Origin of the sequence: Pseudonocardia sp. C8 (assembly GCF_014267175.1) — a bacterium.
GTDB lineage: Bacteria > Actinomycetota > Actinomycetes > Mycobacteriales > Pseudonocardiaceae > Pseudonocardia.
Genome location: NZ_JACMTR010000002.1, coordinates 4,611,819 through 4,628,325, shown reverse-complemented (window position 1 = coordinate 4,628,325; position 16,507 = coordinate 4,611,819). Strand labels below are relative to the sequence as shown.

The 16,507-nt window shown below is 73.4% G+C and carries 16 protein-coding genes; 9 read left to right on the top strand and 7 right to left on the bottom strand.

Translation table 11 applies throughout. The features are described from left to right. The first annotated feature begins 2 nt into the window (after positions 1–2). Together H7X46_RS21930 and H7X46_RS21925 are read left to right on the top strand one after the other, a co-directional pair. Positions 3–788 carry an SOS response-associated peptidase gene (locus tag H7X46_RS21930; RefSeq protein ID WP_186361190.1) on the top strand — a complete coding sequence of 262 codons (786 nt, stop codon included), beginning with the start codon at positions 3–5 and terminating at the stop codon, positions 786–788. Then, complete coding sequence (locus H7X46_RS21925; protein WP_186361189.1) at positions 785–1,423, top strand: alpha/beta family hydrolase; 639 nt, start codon at positions 785–787, stop codon at positions 1,421–1,423. The genes H7X46_RS21930 and H7X46_RS21925 overlap by 4 nt, the downstream gene beginning before the upstream one ends. Here the strand turns inward: H7X46_RS21925 and H7X46_RS21920 are convergent. The 3 genes from H7X46_RS21920 to ybaK all read right to left on the bottom strand — a co-directional run bounded on the left by H7X46_RS21920 (position 1,386) and on the right by ybaK (position 5,001). After that, complete coding sequence (locus tag H7X46_RS21920) at positions 1,386–3,578, bottom strand: GGDEF domain-containing phosphodiesterase (protein ID WP_186361188.1); 2,193 nt, start codon at positions 3,576–3,578, stop codon at positions 1,386–1,388. The genes H7X46_RS21925 and H7X46_RS21920 overlap by 38 nt on opposite strands. Before the next feature lie 75 nt (positions 3,579–3,653). Continuing rightward, positions 3,654–4,457 (bottom strand): SAM-dependent methyltransferase, encoded by an 804-nt coding sequence (locus tag H7X46_RS21915; RefSeq protein ID WP_186361187.1) that lies wholly within the window; start codon positions 4,455–4,457, stop codon positions 3,654–3,656. A 67-nt stretch (positions 4,458–4,524) separates the two neighbouring features. Continuing rightward, complete coding sequence (gene ybaK, locus H7X46_RS21910) at positions 4,525–5,001, bottom strand: Cys-tRNA(Pro) deacylase (protein WP_186361186.1); 477 nt, start codon at positions 4,999–5,001, stop codon at positions 4,525–4,527. A gap of 210 nt (positions 5,002–5,211) precedes the next feature. On the opposite strand from ybaK, the gene H7X46_RS21905 reads away from it, so the two are divergent. Further along, positions 5,212–5,955 carry a sigma-70 family RNA polymerase sigma factor gene (locus tag H7X46_RS21905; RefSeq protein ID WP_255426192.1) on the top strand — a complete coding sequence of 248 codons (744 nt, stop codon included), beginning with the start codon at positions 5,212–5,214 and terminating at the stop codon, positions 5,953–5,955. 32 nt (positions 5,956–5,987) lie between these two features. Then, positions 5,988–6,317: a mycothiol system anti-sigma-R factor gene (gene rsrA, locus H7X46_RS21900; protein ID WP_186362822.1), complete on the top strand. Its 330-nt coding sequence runs from the start codon at positions 5,988–5,990 to the stop codon at positions 6,315–6,317. 69 nt (positions 6,318–6,386) lie between these two features. Here the strand turns inward: rsrA and H7X46_RS30885 are convergent, their stop codons facing one another. After that, positions 6,387–6,461, bottom strand: a complete 75-nt coding sequence (locus H7X46_RS30885) for a 50S ribosomal protein bL37 (protein ID WP_370589081.1) — start codon at positions 6,459–6,461, stop codon at positions 6,387–6,389. A gap of 69 nt (positions 6,462–6,530) precedes the next feature. Between H7X46_RS30885 and H7X46_RS21895 the strand changes: the two genes are divergently transcribed. Beyond that, a complete protein-coding gene (locus H7X46_RS21895) occupies positions 6,531–8,054 on the top strand; it encodes a PAS domain-containing sensor histidine kinase (protein ID WP_186361185.1) in 1,524 nt (507 codons plus the stop codon). A 379-nt stretch (positions 8,055–8,433) separates the two neighbouring features. Here the strand turns inward: H7X46_RS21895 and H7X46_RS21890 are convergent, their stop codons facing one another. Beyond that, complete coding sequence (locus tag H7X46_RS21890) at positions 8,434–8,685, bottom strand: WhiB family transcriptional regulator (RefSeq protein WP_093340802.1); 252 nt, start codon at positions 8,683–8,685, stop codon at positions 8,434–8,436. Positions 8,686–9,132: 447 nt separating this feature from the next. After that, positions 9,133–10,083, bottom strand: coding sequence for a diacylglycerol kinase family protein (locus H7X46_RS21885; RefSeq protein ID WP_186361184.1), 951 nt, complete (start codon positions 10,081–10,083; stop codon positions 9,133–9,135). 42 nt (positions 10,084–10,125) lie between these two features. Here H7X46_RS21885 and H7X46_RS21880 point away from each other — a divergent pair, with 42 nt between their 5' ends. Next, the gene (locus H7X46_RS21880; RefSeq protein ID WP_186361183.1) at positions 10,126–10,548 is read left to right on the top strand and encodes a hypothetical protein; all 423 of its coding nucleotides are present in this window, start codon (positions 10,126–10,128) and stop codon (positions 10,546–10,548) included. A gap of 22 nt (positions 10,549–10,570) precedes the next feature. On the opposite strand, the gene H7X46_RS21875 is transcribed toward H7X46_RS21880, so the two are convergent. After that, a complete protein-coding gene (locus tag H7X46_RS21875; RefSeq protein ID WP_186361182.1) occupies positions 10,571–11,617 on the bottom strand; it encodes a LacI family DNA-binding transcriptional regulator in 1,047 nt (348 codons plus the stop codon). Positions 11,618–11,747: 130 nt separating this feature from the next. Between H7X46_RS21875 and H7X46_RS21870 the strand changes: the two genes are divergently transcribed. From H7X46_RS21870 to H7X46_RS21860, 3 genes are read left to right on the top strand one after another with little or no spacing between them, the layout of a single operon-like run. Then, on the top strand, positions 11,748–13,811 hold the full coding sequence (locus H7X46_RS21870) for a hydantoinase/oxoprolinase family protein (RefSeq protein WP_186361181.1): 2,064 nt from the start codon (positions 11,748–11,750) through the stop codon (positions 13,809–13,811). Then, positions 13,808–15,460: a hydantoinase B/oxoprolinase family protein gene (locus H7X46_RS21865; RefSeq protein WP_370588900.1), complete on the top strand. Its 1,653-nt coding sequence runs from the start codon at positions 13,808–13,810 to the stop codon at positions 15,458–15,460. The genes H7X46_RS21870 and H7X46_RS21865 overlap by 4 nt, the downstream gene beginning before the upstream one ends. After that, entirely contained in the window at positions 15,460–16,485 is a 1,026-nt protein-coding gene (locus H7X46_RS21860) for a Gfo/Idh/MocA family oxidoreductase (protein WP_186361180.1), read from the top strand. The genes H7X46_RS21865 and H7X46_RS21860 overlap by 1 nt, the downstream gene beginning before the upstream one ends. Positions 16,486–16,507: the final 22 nt, after the last annotated feature.

Below are 16,507 nucleotides of genomic sequence, written 5' to 3'. Positions count from 1 at the left end.
GCATGTGCGGCCGTTACGCCTCCACGAAGGCCCCCGCGGACCTGGCCGACGAGTTCCACGCCGTCGACGCCACGGCCGAGACGGCGCAGCGGCCGGACTACAACGTGGCGCCGACCAAGGACGTGACCGTCGTCGTCGAGCGGCATCCCCGCGACGAGGAGGGCAACGCCGATCCCGCCACCACCGAGCGCTCGCTGCGCACGGTGCGCTGGGGCCTGGTGCCGTTCTGGGCGAAGGACCCGTCGGCGGGGGCGCGGATGGTGAACGCCCGCTCGGAGACGATCACCGAGAAGCCGGCGTTCCGGCGTGCGGCCGCGTCCCGGCGCTGCCTGTTCCCGATGGACGGCTGGTACGAGTGGCAGCGCAGCAAGTCGGCCAAGCAGCCGTACTTCACCCACTACGCCGACGGCGCGACGATGGCGGTGGCCGGGCTCTGGGAGTTCTGGCGCCCCAAGGACGGCGAGCTCGCCGAGAAGTACCCCGACGGCCTGGTCACGGGGTGCGTGCTCACCACGGAGGCGGTCGGCCCGCTGGCCCAGGTGCACGACCGGATGCCGCTGGTGCTCCCGCCGGACGCCTGGGGCGACTGGCTCGACCCCGACGCGGGTCCCACCGAGGGCCCGATGTCCCGGCTGCTCGTCCCGCCGCCGCCGGAGCTCGTGTCCACGCTCGAGATCCGGCCGGTGTCGACGCGGGTCAACAGCGTCCGCAACAACGGCCCCGAGCTGCTCGACCGCCTCCCCGACGACCAGGTGGCCGAGCCGATCCAGCTCGACCTGCTGTCGTGAGCGGGACGCACGACATCGACACGCCGCGGGGCCCGGCCCGGGTGACGCTGCACCCGGCGGCGACCGCGGCGGGTGCCCGTGGCCTGCTGCTGCTCGGTCACGGCGCCGGCGGCGGGATCGGGGCACCGGACCTGCTGGCCGCGACCACCGCGGCCACGGCGGCCGGGTTCGACGTCGGCCTGGTCGAGCAGCCGTACCGGGTGGCGGGCCGGCGCGCTCCGGCCCCGGCCGGGCACCTCGACGAGGCCTGGCTGGCGGTCGCCGCCGCGATGCGGAAGGACCGGGACCTCCCGCTGGTGCAGGGCGGCCGCAGCTCCGGGGCCCGGGTGGCCTGCCGCACGGCCGCCGCGACCGGTGCCACCGGCGTGCTGTGCCTGGCGTTCCCGCTGCACCCGCCGGGGAAGCCGGAACGGACCCGGCTGCCCGAGCTGGACGGCGCCGGGGTGCCGGTGCTCGTCGTGCAGGGCCGCGCGGACCGGTTCGGGGTCCCCGGTGACGGGCCGCAGCGGCAGGTGGTGCTGGTCGACGGCGACCACGGGCTGCGCAAGGAGCACGCCGCGCTGAAGGCGGCGGTCGGGGAGTGGCTGGCGGGGCCGGTCAGCCCGGACCGTCGCCGAGCGCCACGGTCCGGCTGAGCATCCCGGGGACCTCGCCGGGCGGCAGCGGCGGGGCGATGAACCACCCCTGCCCGACGTCGCAGCCCAGCGACCGCAGCTGACCGGCCTGCGCGGCGGTCTCCACGGACTCGGCGACGACGTGCAGGCCGAGACGGTGCGCCAGCTCGATCATCGCGGAGAGGATGACCGGGTTGTCCACGGCGCGGCCCGAGCGGCCGGCGTCCGGGCCGCGCGTGCCGTGTCCCGACACGAACGACCCCGCGAGCTTCAGCACGTCCACCGGCAGCCGGTGCAGGTAGGCGAGGTTCGAGTAGCCGGTACCGAAGTCGTCGATCGCGATCCGCACCCCGAGCCGGGACAGCTCCTCGAGCGCCTCGGTCGGCCGCCCGCCGGCCGCCATGAGGTCGCTCTCGGTCAGCTCCAGCTGGAGCCGGTGCGCCGGCCAGCCGGTCCGCTCGAGCACGCCGGCGACCCGCTCGACGGCGTCGGGCTGGCGCAGCTGCCGCCCGGCGACGTTCACGCTCAGCACGAACTCGCGGGTGGGGTCGGCGTCCGCCCACGCCCGCGCGTCGGAGCAGGCCCGGTGCAGCAGGTGCAGCCCGAGCGAGACGATCAGGCCGGTCTGCTCGGCGAGCGGGATGAACACGTCCGGGCCGAGCTGCTCGCCGTCGGCGGTCCGCCACCGGGCCAGCGCCTCCACCCCGGACACCCGGCCGTCCGAGAGGGACACCAGCGGCTGGTAGTCCAGTGCGAACTCGCCCCGCTCGAGCGCACCGGGCATCCGGCCCGCCAGCTCGAACAGGTGGACGTCGTTGCGGTGCCGGACCGGGTCGAAGACGGCGATGCGGTCCCGGCCGTCCCGCTTGGCCCAGTACATGGTCGTGTCCGCGGCCTGCATCAGCTCCGCGGCGCCACCGGGTGACGGGGCCGCGCCCGGACCGGTGTCCGGCGGTACCGGCCACACCACGACCCCGATGCTGGCCGAGACCACGACCTCGCGGCCGCGCAGCGCGACCGGCTCCCGGAGCACGTCGAGGGCCCGCGCCGCCGTCGCCGTCAGCTGGTCCATCCCGGTGCAGTCCTCGACGAGCACGACGAACTCGTCACCGCCCATCCGGGCGAGGGTGTGGCCGTCCACGCCGAGCGCGTCCCGCAGGCGGTGGGCGACGGTGCGCAGCAGCTGGTCGCCCGCGTCGTGGCCGAGGGTGTCGTTGACCGCCTTGAACCCGTCGAGGTCCAGGTAGCAGACACCGACCCGGGGGCAGGCGTCCAGCGCGGCGGTGAGCCGGCCGAAGAACAGGGCCCGGTTGGGGAGCCCGGTGAGCGGGTCGTGCTCGGCCTGGTGCCGGAGCCGTACCTGCAGCCTGTGCCGCTCGGTGACGTCCTCGACCATCGCGACCAGGTAGAGCGGCGTGCCGCCGGGGTCACGGATCAGCGAGACGACGAGCTGGGTCCAGATCTGCTCGCCGTCCTTGCGGTAGTAGGACTTCTCCATCCGGACGTGCCCGACCCTGCCCTGGAGCATGGCCTCGATCCGCGGCCACATGTCGGGGGTGTCCTCGGGGTGGATGAACTCGAACACCGAGCGGTCGACCAGCTCGCCGGGCCGGTAGCCGAGCATGTCGGTGAGGGCGCGGTTCGCCTCCAGGATCCGGCCCTCGGTGTCGGCGACGCTGATCCCGAGCGCGGTGTTCTCGAAGACGGCGCCGTAGCGGGCCTCCGAGCGCCACCGGGCGTTCTCCGCCGCGCTGCGGGCCGCGAACGCCGCCGTGCTGATCCGGTCCTGCTCGGTGCGGGTGCGTTCCTGCAGGGTCCGGGCGTACCCGGCGGACAGCGCCCCGACGGCCGCGGTGAACCGGCGCTGCCGTGCCGGGTCGCCGATCCGCTCGGCGAAGTGCGTCGCCAGCACGTCCAGCGAGCAGCGGAGCGCGGCCGGGTCGGTCAGGTGCGCCGCGACGAGCTCCGAGCCGACCTCGGCGGCCATGTCGGCCTCGGCCCGGCCGTCGACGACGGCGGTCGTCCACCAGGCGGCGCCGGAGAGCACGGCGTGCAGCTCGGCCCGGCCGGCGGAGACGAAACCGCGGGCATGGATCGCCGCGACCCAGGCGTCGGTCAGCCGCTCGACGCCGGGATCGGCTCGCCCGCCGGATCCGGCGGGTGCGGGAACGCCCACGGCGCACCTCCTCTGCGGTCTCCGTCCGGGCCGGGCGGCGGGCGCCCGGCCGGTGCCGGCCGCGCGAAAGCCCGGTCAGTGCCGGGCCACACCTGCCAGCCCGGGGTAGCGCTGCGCCTCGGGGCCGACCGGGTACTCCGGCCGCCACATCGGGATCCGCACGACGCCCGGATCCAGCAGCTCCAGGTCACCGAACAGCTCCCGCACCTCGGTGGTGGAGCGCATCCGCATCCGGTTCGGCGACCGGTCGCGGTTGTAGACGTTCTGCGCCCGGGCCGCACCGGAGTGCCCGCCCTCGTCACTCGCATGTGTGATCACGACGTGGCTGCCGGGGACGGTCGCCCCGGCGTAGGCCCGGACGACCCCGGCCGGGTCGGCCTCGTCCGGGACGAAGTGCAGCACCGAGACCAGCAGCACCGCGACCGGCCGGCCGAGGTCGAGGTGTCCGCGGGTCAGCGGATGGTCGAGCACCGTACCGGGGTCGGTGAGGTCGGCGTCGAGCACCTCGGTGCGCGGGTCACCGTCGAGCAGGGCGCGGCTGTGCACGACCGCGATCGGGTCGTTGTCGACGTAGAGCACCCGGGCCTCGGGGTTCTCGGCGGTCGCGATCTCGTGCACGTTGCCCGCGGTCGGGATACCCGAACCCAGGTCGAGGAACTGGGTGATGCCCTGGGCGCAGAGGTGGCGCACGACCCGGCGCAGGAACGCCCGGTTCGCCTGCGCGACGGTGGCCATCTCCGGCAGCACCTCGAGGACCTGCGCCGCGAACTCCCGGTCGGCCTCGAAGTTGTGCGAGCCGCCCAGGTAGTAGTCGTAGACCCGGGCCACGCTCGGGCGGGTGATGTCGATCTCGTCCGGGGCCCACGATGGTCTGTCCACTATCTACCCCACACCCGCTCGACGACGCATGACGAGGCAACCCTAACCGGACCGGTATCGCCGGTGGTCAGGGTGTCGCGATCGGAGCGACGACGGCCGACGTGAGCGCGACGAGGTCGTCGGGAGCGAGCTCGATCTCCAGGCCCCGCCGCCCACCGGAGCAGAACACGGTCGCGTGCTCGCGGGCGGACGCGTCCAGCACGGTCGGCAACCGCCTGCGCTGGCCGAGCGGGGAGATCCCGCCCGCGACGTAGCCGGTGGCCCGCTCGGCGTCGGCGACCTCGGCCAGGACCGCCTTCTTCCCGCCCGCGGCCGCGGCCAGGGCTTTGAGGTCGAGCTGCGCCGAGACGGGCACGATCCCGACGGTCAGCGTCCCGTCGACCCGCGCGACGAGCGTCTTGAACACCCGGCGCGGGTCCTGGCCCATGACCGCGGCGGCCTCCTCGCCGTAGCCGGCGCCGTCGTGGTGGGTGTAGGTGTGCACGTCGTGCGGCACCTCGTGCCTGGCCAGCAGTGCCGTCGCCGGGGTGCCCTTGCCCGCCATCGCCGTCGTCCCCTCCTCGCGCTCCGCACGTGCGCGCGGCGAACCTACGGGAATGCCGGGCCGGGCCGCACCGTTGTTCCGGCCGTGACCACAGCAGTGATGGAGGCGCCGCCGACCGGCCGCGTGCGTCGTGGGCGCGTACCCTCCCACGGGTCCGCAGTACCGGTGACCGGCACCGGTGCGCGGCTCGTGTCACTGGAGAGGGGACAGTTGTCGGAGCACTCGGAGCAGGACGCGGTCCGCGCGCCCGATGAGCCTGAGGAGAACGGCCCCGAGGAGGTCGGTGCCGAGGAGGTCGGTGCCGCCGACGGTGCCGACGAGGTCGGTGCGGCCGACGCGGACGGCAACCGCGCACCCGGCGACGAGAGCGTCGAGGAGCGCACCGCCCGGTTCGAGCGGGACGCGATGCCGCTGCTCGACCAGCTGTACGGCGCCGCGCTGCGGATGACCCGGAACCCGGCCGACGCCGAGGACCTCGTGCAGGAGACCTTCCTCAAGGCCTACTCGGCCTTCGGGTCGTTCCGCCGCGGGACCAACCTCAAGGCGTGGCTGTACCGCATCCTGACCAACACCTACATCAACGGGTACCGGAAGCGGCAGCGCCAGCCCGTGCAGGCGCCCACCGACGAGATCACCGACTACCAGCTCGCGCAGGCCGGTGAGCACACCTCGACCGGGCTCCGGTCGGCCGAGATGGAGGCCCTGGACGCGCTGCCGGACAGCGACGTGAAGGAGGCCCTGCAGGCGTTGCCGGAGGACTTCCGGATGGCGGTGTACCTGGCCGACGTCGAGGGGTTCGCCTACAAGGAGATCGCCGAGATCATGGGGACGCCGATCGGCACCGTGATGTCCCGGCTGCACCGGGGCCGTCGCCAGCTGCGCGACATGCTGACCGGTGTCGCCCGCGAGCGCGGCATCGTGCGTGGCGGCAACCAGGAGGTGACGACGCCGTGACCGGCGAGGACACTCCACCCGAGCGCAACCCGATGGCCGGGGGCGGGACCGACTGCGGTGAGGTCCTCGCCGAGGTGTGGCTGTTCCTGGATCGGGAGTGCGATCCCGACCGCAGGCGGATCCTGCAGCAGCACCTCGACGAGTGCGCGCCCTGCCTGGCCGAGTACGGGATCGACGAGAAGCTCAAGGCGCTGCTGGCGCGCAAGTGCGGCGGTGAGTCGGCGCCGGAGTCGCTCAAGGACCGGCTGCGCACCCAGATCCGCTCGGCGGTGCTGGAACAGGCCCAGGTGACCGTCGAACGCCGGCCGGAGGGGACGAGCGTGTCGGTCTCCCGGCGGCGGACCGAGTACCGGGAGCGCTGAACCCCCTGACGCACGAAGGGCGGGTCATCCGGAGTGGATGACCCGCCCTTCGCCGTCTCGCACGGCGACTCAGGTGTTCGGCTTCTTGCCGTGGTTCGCCTTGTTCTTGGCACGGTCACGACGCTTGCGGGCACGCTTCGACATGATCGGCCCTCCTCTCGGGAACGCTCTCGGGGTCCGGGGTGATTGTTGCATGTGGTGGGATGGGCGACCGTGACCACGCTGAGCGAGCTGCTCGCCGAGCACACGGCGATGGACGGCGAGACCGCTGACCACCTCCAGCGGGTGGTGGGGGAGTGGCAGCTGCTGGCCGACATGTCGTTCGCCGACTTCCTGCTGTGGGTGCCGCTGGACGAGCTGCACGCCGCCGAGGACCCGGCGGAGGCCCCCTCCCGGGCGGCGACCGCGCAGTTCCTCTGCGTCGCGCAGGCCCGCCCGACGACCGCGCCGACGGCGCACCCGGACGACGTCGTCGGCCGGCGGGCCGCCACCGTCGAGGTCGGGCAGCTGCGCCGCGCCGTCCTCGAGGGCCGCATCTGCCGCGACGACGACCCGCGCTGGCACCTGGAGGTCCCGGTGCGCCGCGAGACCATCCCGGTCCGGTTCCGGGGCCGCACCGTCGCCGTCCTGTCCCGGGACACGAACCTGTCGACCCCGCGGGTGCCGTCCCCGCTGGAGATCGCCTACCTGGGCAGCGCGTCCGACCTGTGCCAGATGATCGTCGACGGCACGTTCCCGCCGCAGTCCGGGCCGCCCGGCAGCGCCGAGGGCAGCCCGCGCGCCGGCGACGGTCTCGTGCGGCTGGACGTGCACGGCAACGTCGCCTACGCCAGCCCGAACGCGCTGTCGGCGTATCACCGGATGGGGCACGCCAGCGACGTCTCGGGGGCCGACCTGGCCGCGGTCACCAAGTCGCTGGTGCCCGACCCGTTCGACGGCACGGAGGTCGCCACCCGGATCACCGACGCGCTCGGCGGCAAGTCCTCCAGCCGGATGGAGATCAAGGGCCGGTGGGCGACGATGCTGGTGCGGGCGCTGCCGCTGCGCCCGCGCGGCGACGCCGCCGGCGCGCTGGTGCTGGTCCGCGACGTCACCGACCTGCGCCGCCGGGACGCGGCGCTCATGTCGAAGGACGCCACCATCCGGGAGATCCATCACCGGGTGAAGAACAACCTGCAGACTGTCGCGGCGCTGCTGCGCCTGCAGGGCCGCCGCAGCGAGCACCCGGAGGCCAGCCGCGCCCTCGAGGAGGCGGTCCGCCGGGTCACCTCGATCGCGCTGGTGCACGAGGCGCTCGCGTACGCGGTGGCCGAGGTCGTCGAGCTCGACGAGCTGCTGCCGAAGGTGCTCCCGGCGATCCGGGACGGCGCGACGACCGAGTCCCGCGCCCGGGTGCGGGTGGAGCCCGGGTTCGGCGCGCTGCCCGCGGGGAAGGCCACCCCGCTGGTGCTCGTGCTGGCCGAGCTCGTGCACAACGCGCTCGCCCACGCCTACGACCCGGGGGTGGCGGGGGAGGTCGTCGTCAGCCCGCAGCGGTCCGCCAGCCGGCTGGAGGTCTCGGTCGCCGACGACGGCCACGGCATGCCCCCCGAGTTCGACGTCGAGAAGTCGAAGGGTCTCGGGCTGCAGATCGTGCGCACCCTGCTGAGCTCGGAGCTGGAGGCGTCCCTCTCGGTCGCCGACCGCGAGGGCGGCGGCACGGTGGCGCGCATCCGGGTGCCGTTGGGCGGCTCCTGACCGGGGTCCGGCGACGGTACGACGGCCGGCGTGGCAACGACCACGCAGGTCGGCTGCTGTTCGTGGGCGGCTGCCGGGCCGCGGAGGAGCTGCGCGGCCGGCTCGCCACGCTGCTCGTCCCCGGGCGGTAGGTCCGGTGCGCCGGGTGACCGTATCCGTCACTGCGGGTGACCCGGGGCGTGGGTGCCGCCCGGGCGGGGACCGGATACCCTCGTGGCGTGACCGTCGATCCCGGTGCCGTGGTCGCGCCGGCACCGTGGTGGGCGGGCCACGCGGGGTGGCAGATCACCCCGCACACACCTCGGGCCCGTGGCCGGTGGCGTCCGGCTACGGGCCCGAGGTCGGGGAGCTACTTCTTCAGTTCAGATACGGGTACCGCTCAGGCGGTGCGGGCTCGCGGGCGGCTGCCGCGCCGCTTCAGGGCGCGCCGCTCGTCCTCGCTCATCCCGCCCCAGACACCCGCGTCCTGCCCGGACTCGAGAGCCCACTGCAGGCACGACTCGGTGACCGGGCAGCGCCGGCACACGCTCTTGGCCTCGGCGATCTGCATCAGGGCGGGGCCGCTGGTGCCGACCGGGAAGAAGAGCTCCGGGTCCTCGTCGCGGCAGATCGCGTCGTGACGCCAGTCCATGATTGCTTACTCCTCTGGTGCGCGATCGGGGTCGCGCCGATCGTCGTCCTTGCTACGTGCGTGTTTCGCAGCTTGTGAATGCTTTCACGAGCTGCAGCGGTCCTCAACGGGATACTGCTCGTCGGATGCGTGAGTGGCCTCATAGCTCGCCACCCGCGCACGACAGACCGGTGCCCTGGACCATTCGGCCCCGAGCCGGTTCCTCCGACCAGTGTCCCCGTACGGCACGGACTCGGCTACCCGAATCCGGTGTCGTACCGAACACCCTTGTGAACCACCACGGGCGGCGCTGCCCGCGTCCTCGCTTGCGTAGGGACCACCTTGGATCACCGGTTTGGGCTGGTGTAAGCCCCAACGGGACCGACGGTCCGCTCACATCGGTGAATGGCGCGGTTGCTCACTCCAGCGTGTGAGAGTGCCCGCACGGGGCGCGACGAACCGCCCGTCTCACACGACGACCCGTAACGCCCCGGGCACGCTGAGGAATTCCACGTCGGTCCGCATTCCCAGGTGGTCGCCGTCGAGCTGCAGCGCCAGCGGGCGGTCGGACGCGATCCGCACCCGGGGAACCGCGTCGTGCCGGACGATGTGCTTTCCGTGCGGGTCGCCGTCCGCGGACAGGATCTGCCGCAGGGTGGACGCGATCGTCCGCGGCCCGAGCCCGGTCAGCGCGAACAGCCCGAGCCCGCTCCCGAACGACGAGCGCGGGTTGGTCCGCACCGCCCGGCCGGACAGGTAGGTCCAGGGGTCGGTGTTGGAGACGAACGCCAGCTTCACCCCGGCCAGCGGCGCGGCCCCCGGGATCTCCACCGTCATCGACGGCGGGCGGCGGAGCTGGGCGACGTACTGCGCGACGGCCGTCACGGCGTACCGGCCCGGGCTGGCCTCGTGCCCCTGGGCGCGCGCCCGCTCGACGGCGGCGACCACGTCGGCGTCCCAGCCCATGCCGGCGTTGAAGGTGAACCAGCGGTCGTCGGCGTGGCCGAGCCCGACGAGGCGGCGCCGCCGCCGGGCGAGGGCCTCCAGCACCTGCCCGGTCGCGTCGACCGGGTCCCGGGGCAGCTCCAGTGCCCGCGCGAACACGTTCGCGGAGCCGCCCGGGACGACGGCCAGCATCGCGGTGGCGTCCGGGTCCGGCCGGGGCGCACCGGCTCCGGTGCCGGTCTGCGCGGCCAGCAGCCCGTTCACGACCTCGTTCACCGTGCCGTCGCCCCCGAGCGCGACCACGAGCTCGAACCCGTCGGCGACGGCCGCCGCGGTGGCCTCCGCGGCGTGGCCCCGGTAGCGGGTCTGCAGCACCTCCAGCTTGAGCTCGCTGGAGAGCGCCTTGGTCAGGACGTCCCGTCCGGCGGCGGTGGTCGACGTGGCCTGGGGGTTGACCACGAGCAGCGCGCGCACGGGGCGACTGTAACGACCGGGCCGTCTGGGATCCTCGACCCCGTGGCCGAGGAGCAGGACAAGGGCGCCGCACGCGCGGCGGTCCCGGAGAACGTGAAGGTCGCCGGGTGCCTCGTGGCGGTGCAGGGCGTGGCGGGTCTGGTCGTCGCCGTCGTGCTCGGTCTGCGGGCGTTCGGGGCCGAGGGGGCACGCGGCTACTACGGCCTCGCCGAGGCCGGCATCTTCCTGCTCATGGCCGGGGCCGTAGCCGGCCTCGGATACGGCCTGTTCCGCGGGGTGCGCGGCTGCCGGACCCCGGCCATCGTCATCCAGCTGCTGCTGTTCCCGGTGATCTACTACGTCCTGGGCCCGAGCCGGCAGCTGCTCTGGGGGATCCTCTGCGGGCTCTACGTGCTGCTCACGTTCCTGCTGCTGATCAGCGAGCAGTCCCGGCGGTGGTCGATGGGCGACGAGTACCCGGACTGAGTCACGAGCGCCGTCGCGAGGTTCAGCGGGGTGGCGGCGGTGCCGTCGACGCCCGGTGGGCCAGGGTGGCGCGAAGCCGGATGTCCCGGGCCTGCTCGCCGTCGTCGGTGATCCGCCCGATGAGGTGCCGGGCGCTGTACTCGCCGAGCTCGTAGCTGGGTTGCGCGACGACGGTGAGCTCGGGCCGCACCAGCGTGGTCCAGGTGTCGTCGTCGAACCCGATGATCGACAGGTCGCGCGGGACCGCGATGCCCCGATCCTGGACCGCACGGAACGCCCCGGACGCCAGCACGCTGTCGGTGCAGACGAGCGCGGTGGGCCGGTGGGTTCCGGTGAGGAGGGTCATCGTGGCGGCGTACGCGGCGGCGCGGTCGTAGGCCGCCGTCGCGACCCACTCCCGTGGGACCTCGATCCCTGCGGCGGCCATCTCCGCGAGGTAGGCGTCGAACCGGATCCGGCTGGGGAGCGGGGCGTGGTCGGGCCGGTCGGCGGTGGCCTCGGTGACGATCCCGATGTCGCGGTGCCCGAGGGCGAGGAGGTGCTGCACCGCGTCCTGCATGGCGTGCGCGTGGTCGACCATCACGGTGCCCACCCCGGGAAGGCCGGTGATCTGCCGGTCGAGCAGCACCAGGGGTACACCCGCGCTGTCGAGCCGGGCGAGGTGCGCCGCGTGCGCCGGGTCGGCCGCGGCCACGATCGTCCCGTCCGCCCGCTTCTCGGACATGACCCGCGCCGCGCGGACCTCGGCGTCGAGGTCGCTGCCCGTGCTGGACAGCAGGACGTCGAAGCCGGCGGCCTGGGTGGTGTCGGTGATCCCGCGCAGCGCGGACGCGAAGAACGGGTTCGCCACGTCGGTGACGATCACGCCGATGAGCCGGGTCGACCCGGTGATCATGCTCCTGGCCAGGCCGTTGGAACGGTAGCCGAGTTCGGCCGCGGCGTTCTGCACGCGGGTGCGGGTGTCCTCGCGTACCTGGCCGTAGCCACCCAGGGCGCGTCCTGCGGTGGCCGTCGAGACTCCTGCGCGCCGCGCGACGTCGATGAGGGACGGAACGCCGGAGCGGCTCACGGAGGTCTCCTCGGGCTGGGTTGCGGGTCTTGACACATCGTAACGAATCCTGAGAACGTTCTCCCCGAGATGCAGAGAACGTTCTCACCAAGGTGTGGCGGCGACGCCTTCCGGCAGGCAGGGAGCAACGATGACGCTGAGGATCGGGGTCGACACCGGCGGGACGTTCACCGACGTCAGCGCGCTGGACGAGACGACCGGGCGGATGCACGTGTGCAAGGTGCCGAGCTCGCCCGACGATCCCGGCCGGGCGATCCAGGACGGTGTGTCGCGCATCCTCGACCAGATCGGCGGGAGCGAGCTCGGTGACGTCACCTACTTCGCGCACGGGACGACGGTGGGCACGAACGCGTTGCTGACCGGGCGCGGCGCCGACACCGGGCTGATCACCACCCGGGGGTTCAAGGACCTGCTGGAGCTGGGCCGTGGCCGTCGGCCCTCGCTCTACGACCTGCAGGCCGACAAGGCCACGGCGCTGGCGTCCCGGGACCGGCGGCACGAGCTCGACGAGCGCGTGCGGCACGACGGCCGGGTCGAGCGCGCCGTCGACGTCGAGCAGGTGCGGGAGATCGCGGCCCGGTTGCGCGGGCAGAACGTCGACGCGGTCGCCGTCTGCCTGCTGTACAGCTTCGTCCGGCCCGAGCACGAGGAGCTCGTGCGACAGGTCCTCGCCGAGGAACTGCCCGACGTGTACGTCTCGATCTCCTCCGCGGTGCTGCCGGAGTTCCGCGAGTACGAGCGGCTGTCGACCGTGGTCGTCAACGCCTACATCGGGCCGGTCGTGTCCCGGTACCTGGCGAAGCTCCGGATATCGCTGGCCGAGCGCGGCCTGGTCGCGGTCCCGCACGTCACGCAGTCCAACGGCGGCATCATCCCGTTCGCGGCGGCCGAGGCGATGCCGTCACGCATGATCCTCTCCGGCCCGAGCACCGGTGTCGTCGGTGCCGCCGAGATCGCCCGCGTGGCCGGGTACCCGGACGTCATCACGTTCGACGTGGGTGGGACCTCCTCGGACGTGTCGCTGGTGCGGGGCGGTGTGCCGCGCGAGACGACGGGCACCGAGATAGCCGGTCGTCCGGTGCGCGCCCCGATGCTCGATCTCCACACGGTCGGAGCGGGCGGCGGGTCGATCGGGTGGATCGACGCGGGCGGTGCCCTCAAGGTCGGTCCGCAGAGCGCGGGCGCCGACCCGGGACCCGCGTGCTACGGGCGGGGCGGCGAGCCGACCGTCACCGACGCCAACGTCGTGCTGGGCACGCTCAACCAGCACCACCTGCTCGACGGCCAGATGCCGATCGACGCGGATGCGGCGCGGCGGGCCGTGGCGCGGGTCGCCGAGCCCCTCGGGCTCGGCGTCGAGGAAGCGGCCTTCGGCATGCTGCAGGTCGTCACGGCCAACATGGCCCGTGCCATCCGCGTCATCTCGGTGCAGCGGGGACACGACCCGCGTGACTACACCCTGGTGCCCTTCGGCGGGGCCGGGCCGCTGCACGCCGTCCGGCTGGCGCGGGAACTGGGCATGCGGAGGGTCCTCGTCCCGGAGGTGCCGGGCACGCAGTGCGCCTCGGGGCTGCTCATGACCGACGTCCGCGCCGACTTCATGCGCACGCAGCTGACCGCGATCGACGCCCGCCCGACGTCCGGGACGGTGGGCGCCGTCGCGGAGGTCTTCGCCGAGCTGAGCGCGGACGCCACGCGGTGGCTGGCCGACGAGGACGTACCCGAGACGGACCGGCGCATCGAGCGGCGGGCGGAGCTGCGCTACGCCGGGCAGAACCATGAGCTGGCGGTCGAGGTGCCGGACGGTGAGGTCACGCCGGGCCTCCTGGAGCGGATCCGGGAGCGGTTCGTGGCCGAGCACGAACGCCTGTACGGGTACGTGTCGGACGACGACGTACAGCTCGTCACCTACCGCCTGCGCGCGATCGGCCGGGTGCGGCGTGCGCGGCTGGAGCATCACCAGCTCGGTGACCCCGACCCGGCCGAGGCGCTCCGGGAGGAGCGGGCCATGCACGTCCCGGAGTCCGGCGGGCTCGTCCGGGCTCCCGTGTTCGACCGGCGACACCTGCGGCCGGGGCATCGGATCGCGGGACCGGCGGTCGTGGAGCAGATGGACACGACGACGGTCCTGCTGCCAGGAGACCACGCCGTCGTGGACGGCTATCGCAATCTCGTCGTGGAGGTGGCCCGGTGACGCGGCAATCGGACAAGGCACAGGTGGACCCGATCCTCGTCGAGGTGGTCGGCTCGGCGCTGTCGTCGATCGTCGAGGAGATGGGGGAGACGCTGGTCCGCGCCGCCTTCTCCACGAACATCAAGGAACGCAGGGACTGCACGGCGTCGGTGTTCGACGCCGGCGGCCGGATGCTCGCCCAGGACGAGGGCGGCTCGCCGCTGCACCTCGGGTCGCTGATGGGGGTCGTCGACGCGATCACCACCCGGTACCCGCCCGATCAGGTCGCGCCCGGTGACGTGTTCATCGGCAACGACCCGTTCAACGGCGGCGGGTCCCACCTACCGGACATCGTGCTGGTCTCCCCGGTGCACGTCGACGGCGAGATCGTCGCCTGGGTGGCGAACCTCGCACACCACGCCGACTTCGGGGACCGGGGCCACGCCCACATCTTCCAGGAGGGAATCCGGATCCCCCCGGTGCGGCTGATGCGGGCCGGGGAGCTCCAGCAGGACCTGTTCGACCTGATCCTGCTCAACTGCCAGGTGCCGCACGAGCGCCGCGCGGACCTGCGCGCGCAGATCGCGGCGAACCGGCTCGCCGTCACCCGCTACATCGAGCTGACCGAGCGGTACGGCTGCGAGACGCTGGAACGGACCGGTGCGGCCCTGCTGGACTACACCGAACGCCGTACGCGTGCGGCCCTGGCCCGGGTGCCCGACGGCGAGTACGCGTTCACCGACCTGTTCGACTGCCCCGAGCTGGACGAGGAGCTGGAGCTCGGCGTCGTGGTCACCGTGCGGGGCGACAGCGTGGACGTGGCGTTCAGCGCGCCGGAGCAGGTGCGGGCGAGCATCAACGTGGTGTGGACGGCGCTGTACGCCGCGGTCTACTACTCGGTGAAGACGCTGGTCGACCCGGACATCGTGGCGAACGCCGGCCTGCACCGGCCGGTCACGATCTCCGCGCCGCAGGGCTCCGTGCTCAACTGCGTCGAACCGGCGGCCGTCAACGGGCGCAGCGAGACCTGCCAGCGGGTCGTCGACCTCATCCACGGCGCGCTCGCGGATGCCGTGCCCGAGGCGGTCACGGCGGCCAGCAACGGGGCGAACACCGGGGTGCACTTCTCGGGTGTCGACCCGCGCACCGGCCGCTACTTCGTCTACCTGGAGACGATCGGTGGTGGCTGCGGTGCCCGGGCGACCAAGGACGGCCTCGACGGCGTGCAGGTCCACATGACCAACACGAGCAACCTCCCGGTCGAGGCCCTGGAGAGCGAGTACCCGCTCTGCGTCGAGGAGTACGCGCTGATCGACGACTCCGGTGGCGTGGGTGCGCACCGCGGTGGAATGGGCATCCGGCGGACCGTGCGGGTGGAGGCCGACGGGGTGCACTTCTGGCTCGACACGTCCCGCATGCGCTCGCGGCCATGGGGCCTGTTCGGTGGGGGACCGGGTGCGTCGGCGGCCGCCGAGCTGTCCGACGGCGCGCGGCCGATCGTGCACGGATACACCCGGCTCGATGCCGGCGACCGGGTCGCGATCCACACGGCCGGAGCGGGCGGCTACGGCGATCCCGGCGAGCGCGCCCCCGACGAGGTGCAACGGGACGTCACCGACGGACGGATCAGCGCCGACACGGCCCGCGAGGTCTACGGGTGGCAGTCGTGATGCCGATCCGTACCGCGCTGATCGGGTTCGGCGTCGCCGGGCGGGTGTTCCACGCCCCCTTCCTCACCGCGAACGAGCAGTACTCGCTCGACGTGATCGTGACCGCCGACCCGGAGCGTGCCGAACGCGCCCGGGCCGCGTGTCCCGGTGCGCAGGTGGTCGAGTCCGTTCCGGAGCTCTGGCGGCGGGCGGACCGGGTCGACCTGGCCGTCGTCGCCACACCCCCCGGCACGCACGCAGACCTCGCGGCCGAGGCGCTCTCCCGCGGGCTGCACGTCGTCGTCGACAAGCCGTTCGCGCCCTCCGTCCGGGAGGCCGAGCGGATCGTCGCCGCTGCCGAGCGCGCGGGACGGGTGCTGACCGTGTACCAGAACCGCAGGTGGGACGGTGACTTCCGCACGGTCCGGCGGCTCGTCCGGAGCGGGGACCTCGGCGAGGTGTACACGTTCGAGTCCCGCTTCGAGTGGTGGAAGCCGCAGGGCCCGGGTCGCTGGAAGGCGACGACGTCGACCGCCGACGGCGGCGGCATCCTCTTCGACCTCGGCACCCACCTCATTGATCAGGCGATCGTGCTCTTCGGCGCGGTGACCGATGTCTGGGCGGACCCGGTACGCCGTGCCGACGACGGTGCCCACGACGCCGACGACGACACGTTCGTGGCGCTGCGGCACGCCAACGGCACCCGCTCTCGGCTGGTGATGTCCAGCCGGAGCGCGCTGGCAGGGCCGAGGTTCCACGTGCTCGGCTCCCGGGCCGGACACACCACGTGGGGGCTCGACCCGCAGGAAGCGGAGCTGGCCACCGGCGTCCGGCCCGACGATCCCGGCTTCGGGACCGGGCCGGTGGACCGCCGCAGCGTCGTCGGCGTCGGCGGCACCGTCCGCGGCGTGGAGCTCGAACGAGGCGACTACGGCGCGTTCTACCACGCGCTGGTGGGCTCGATCCGTGACGGTGCGCCACCCCCGGTCGATCCCCGCGACGCGATCGCCGTGCTCGAGCTCATCGAACGCATCCACCGTCGTTGACCCGCGGCGGCGGGAGGAAGGA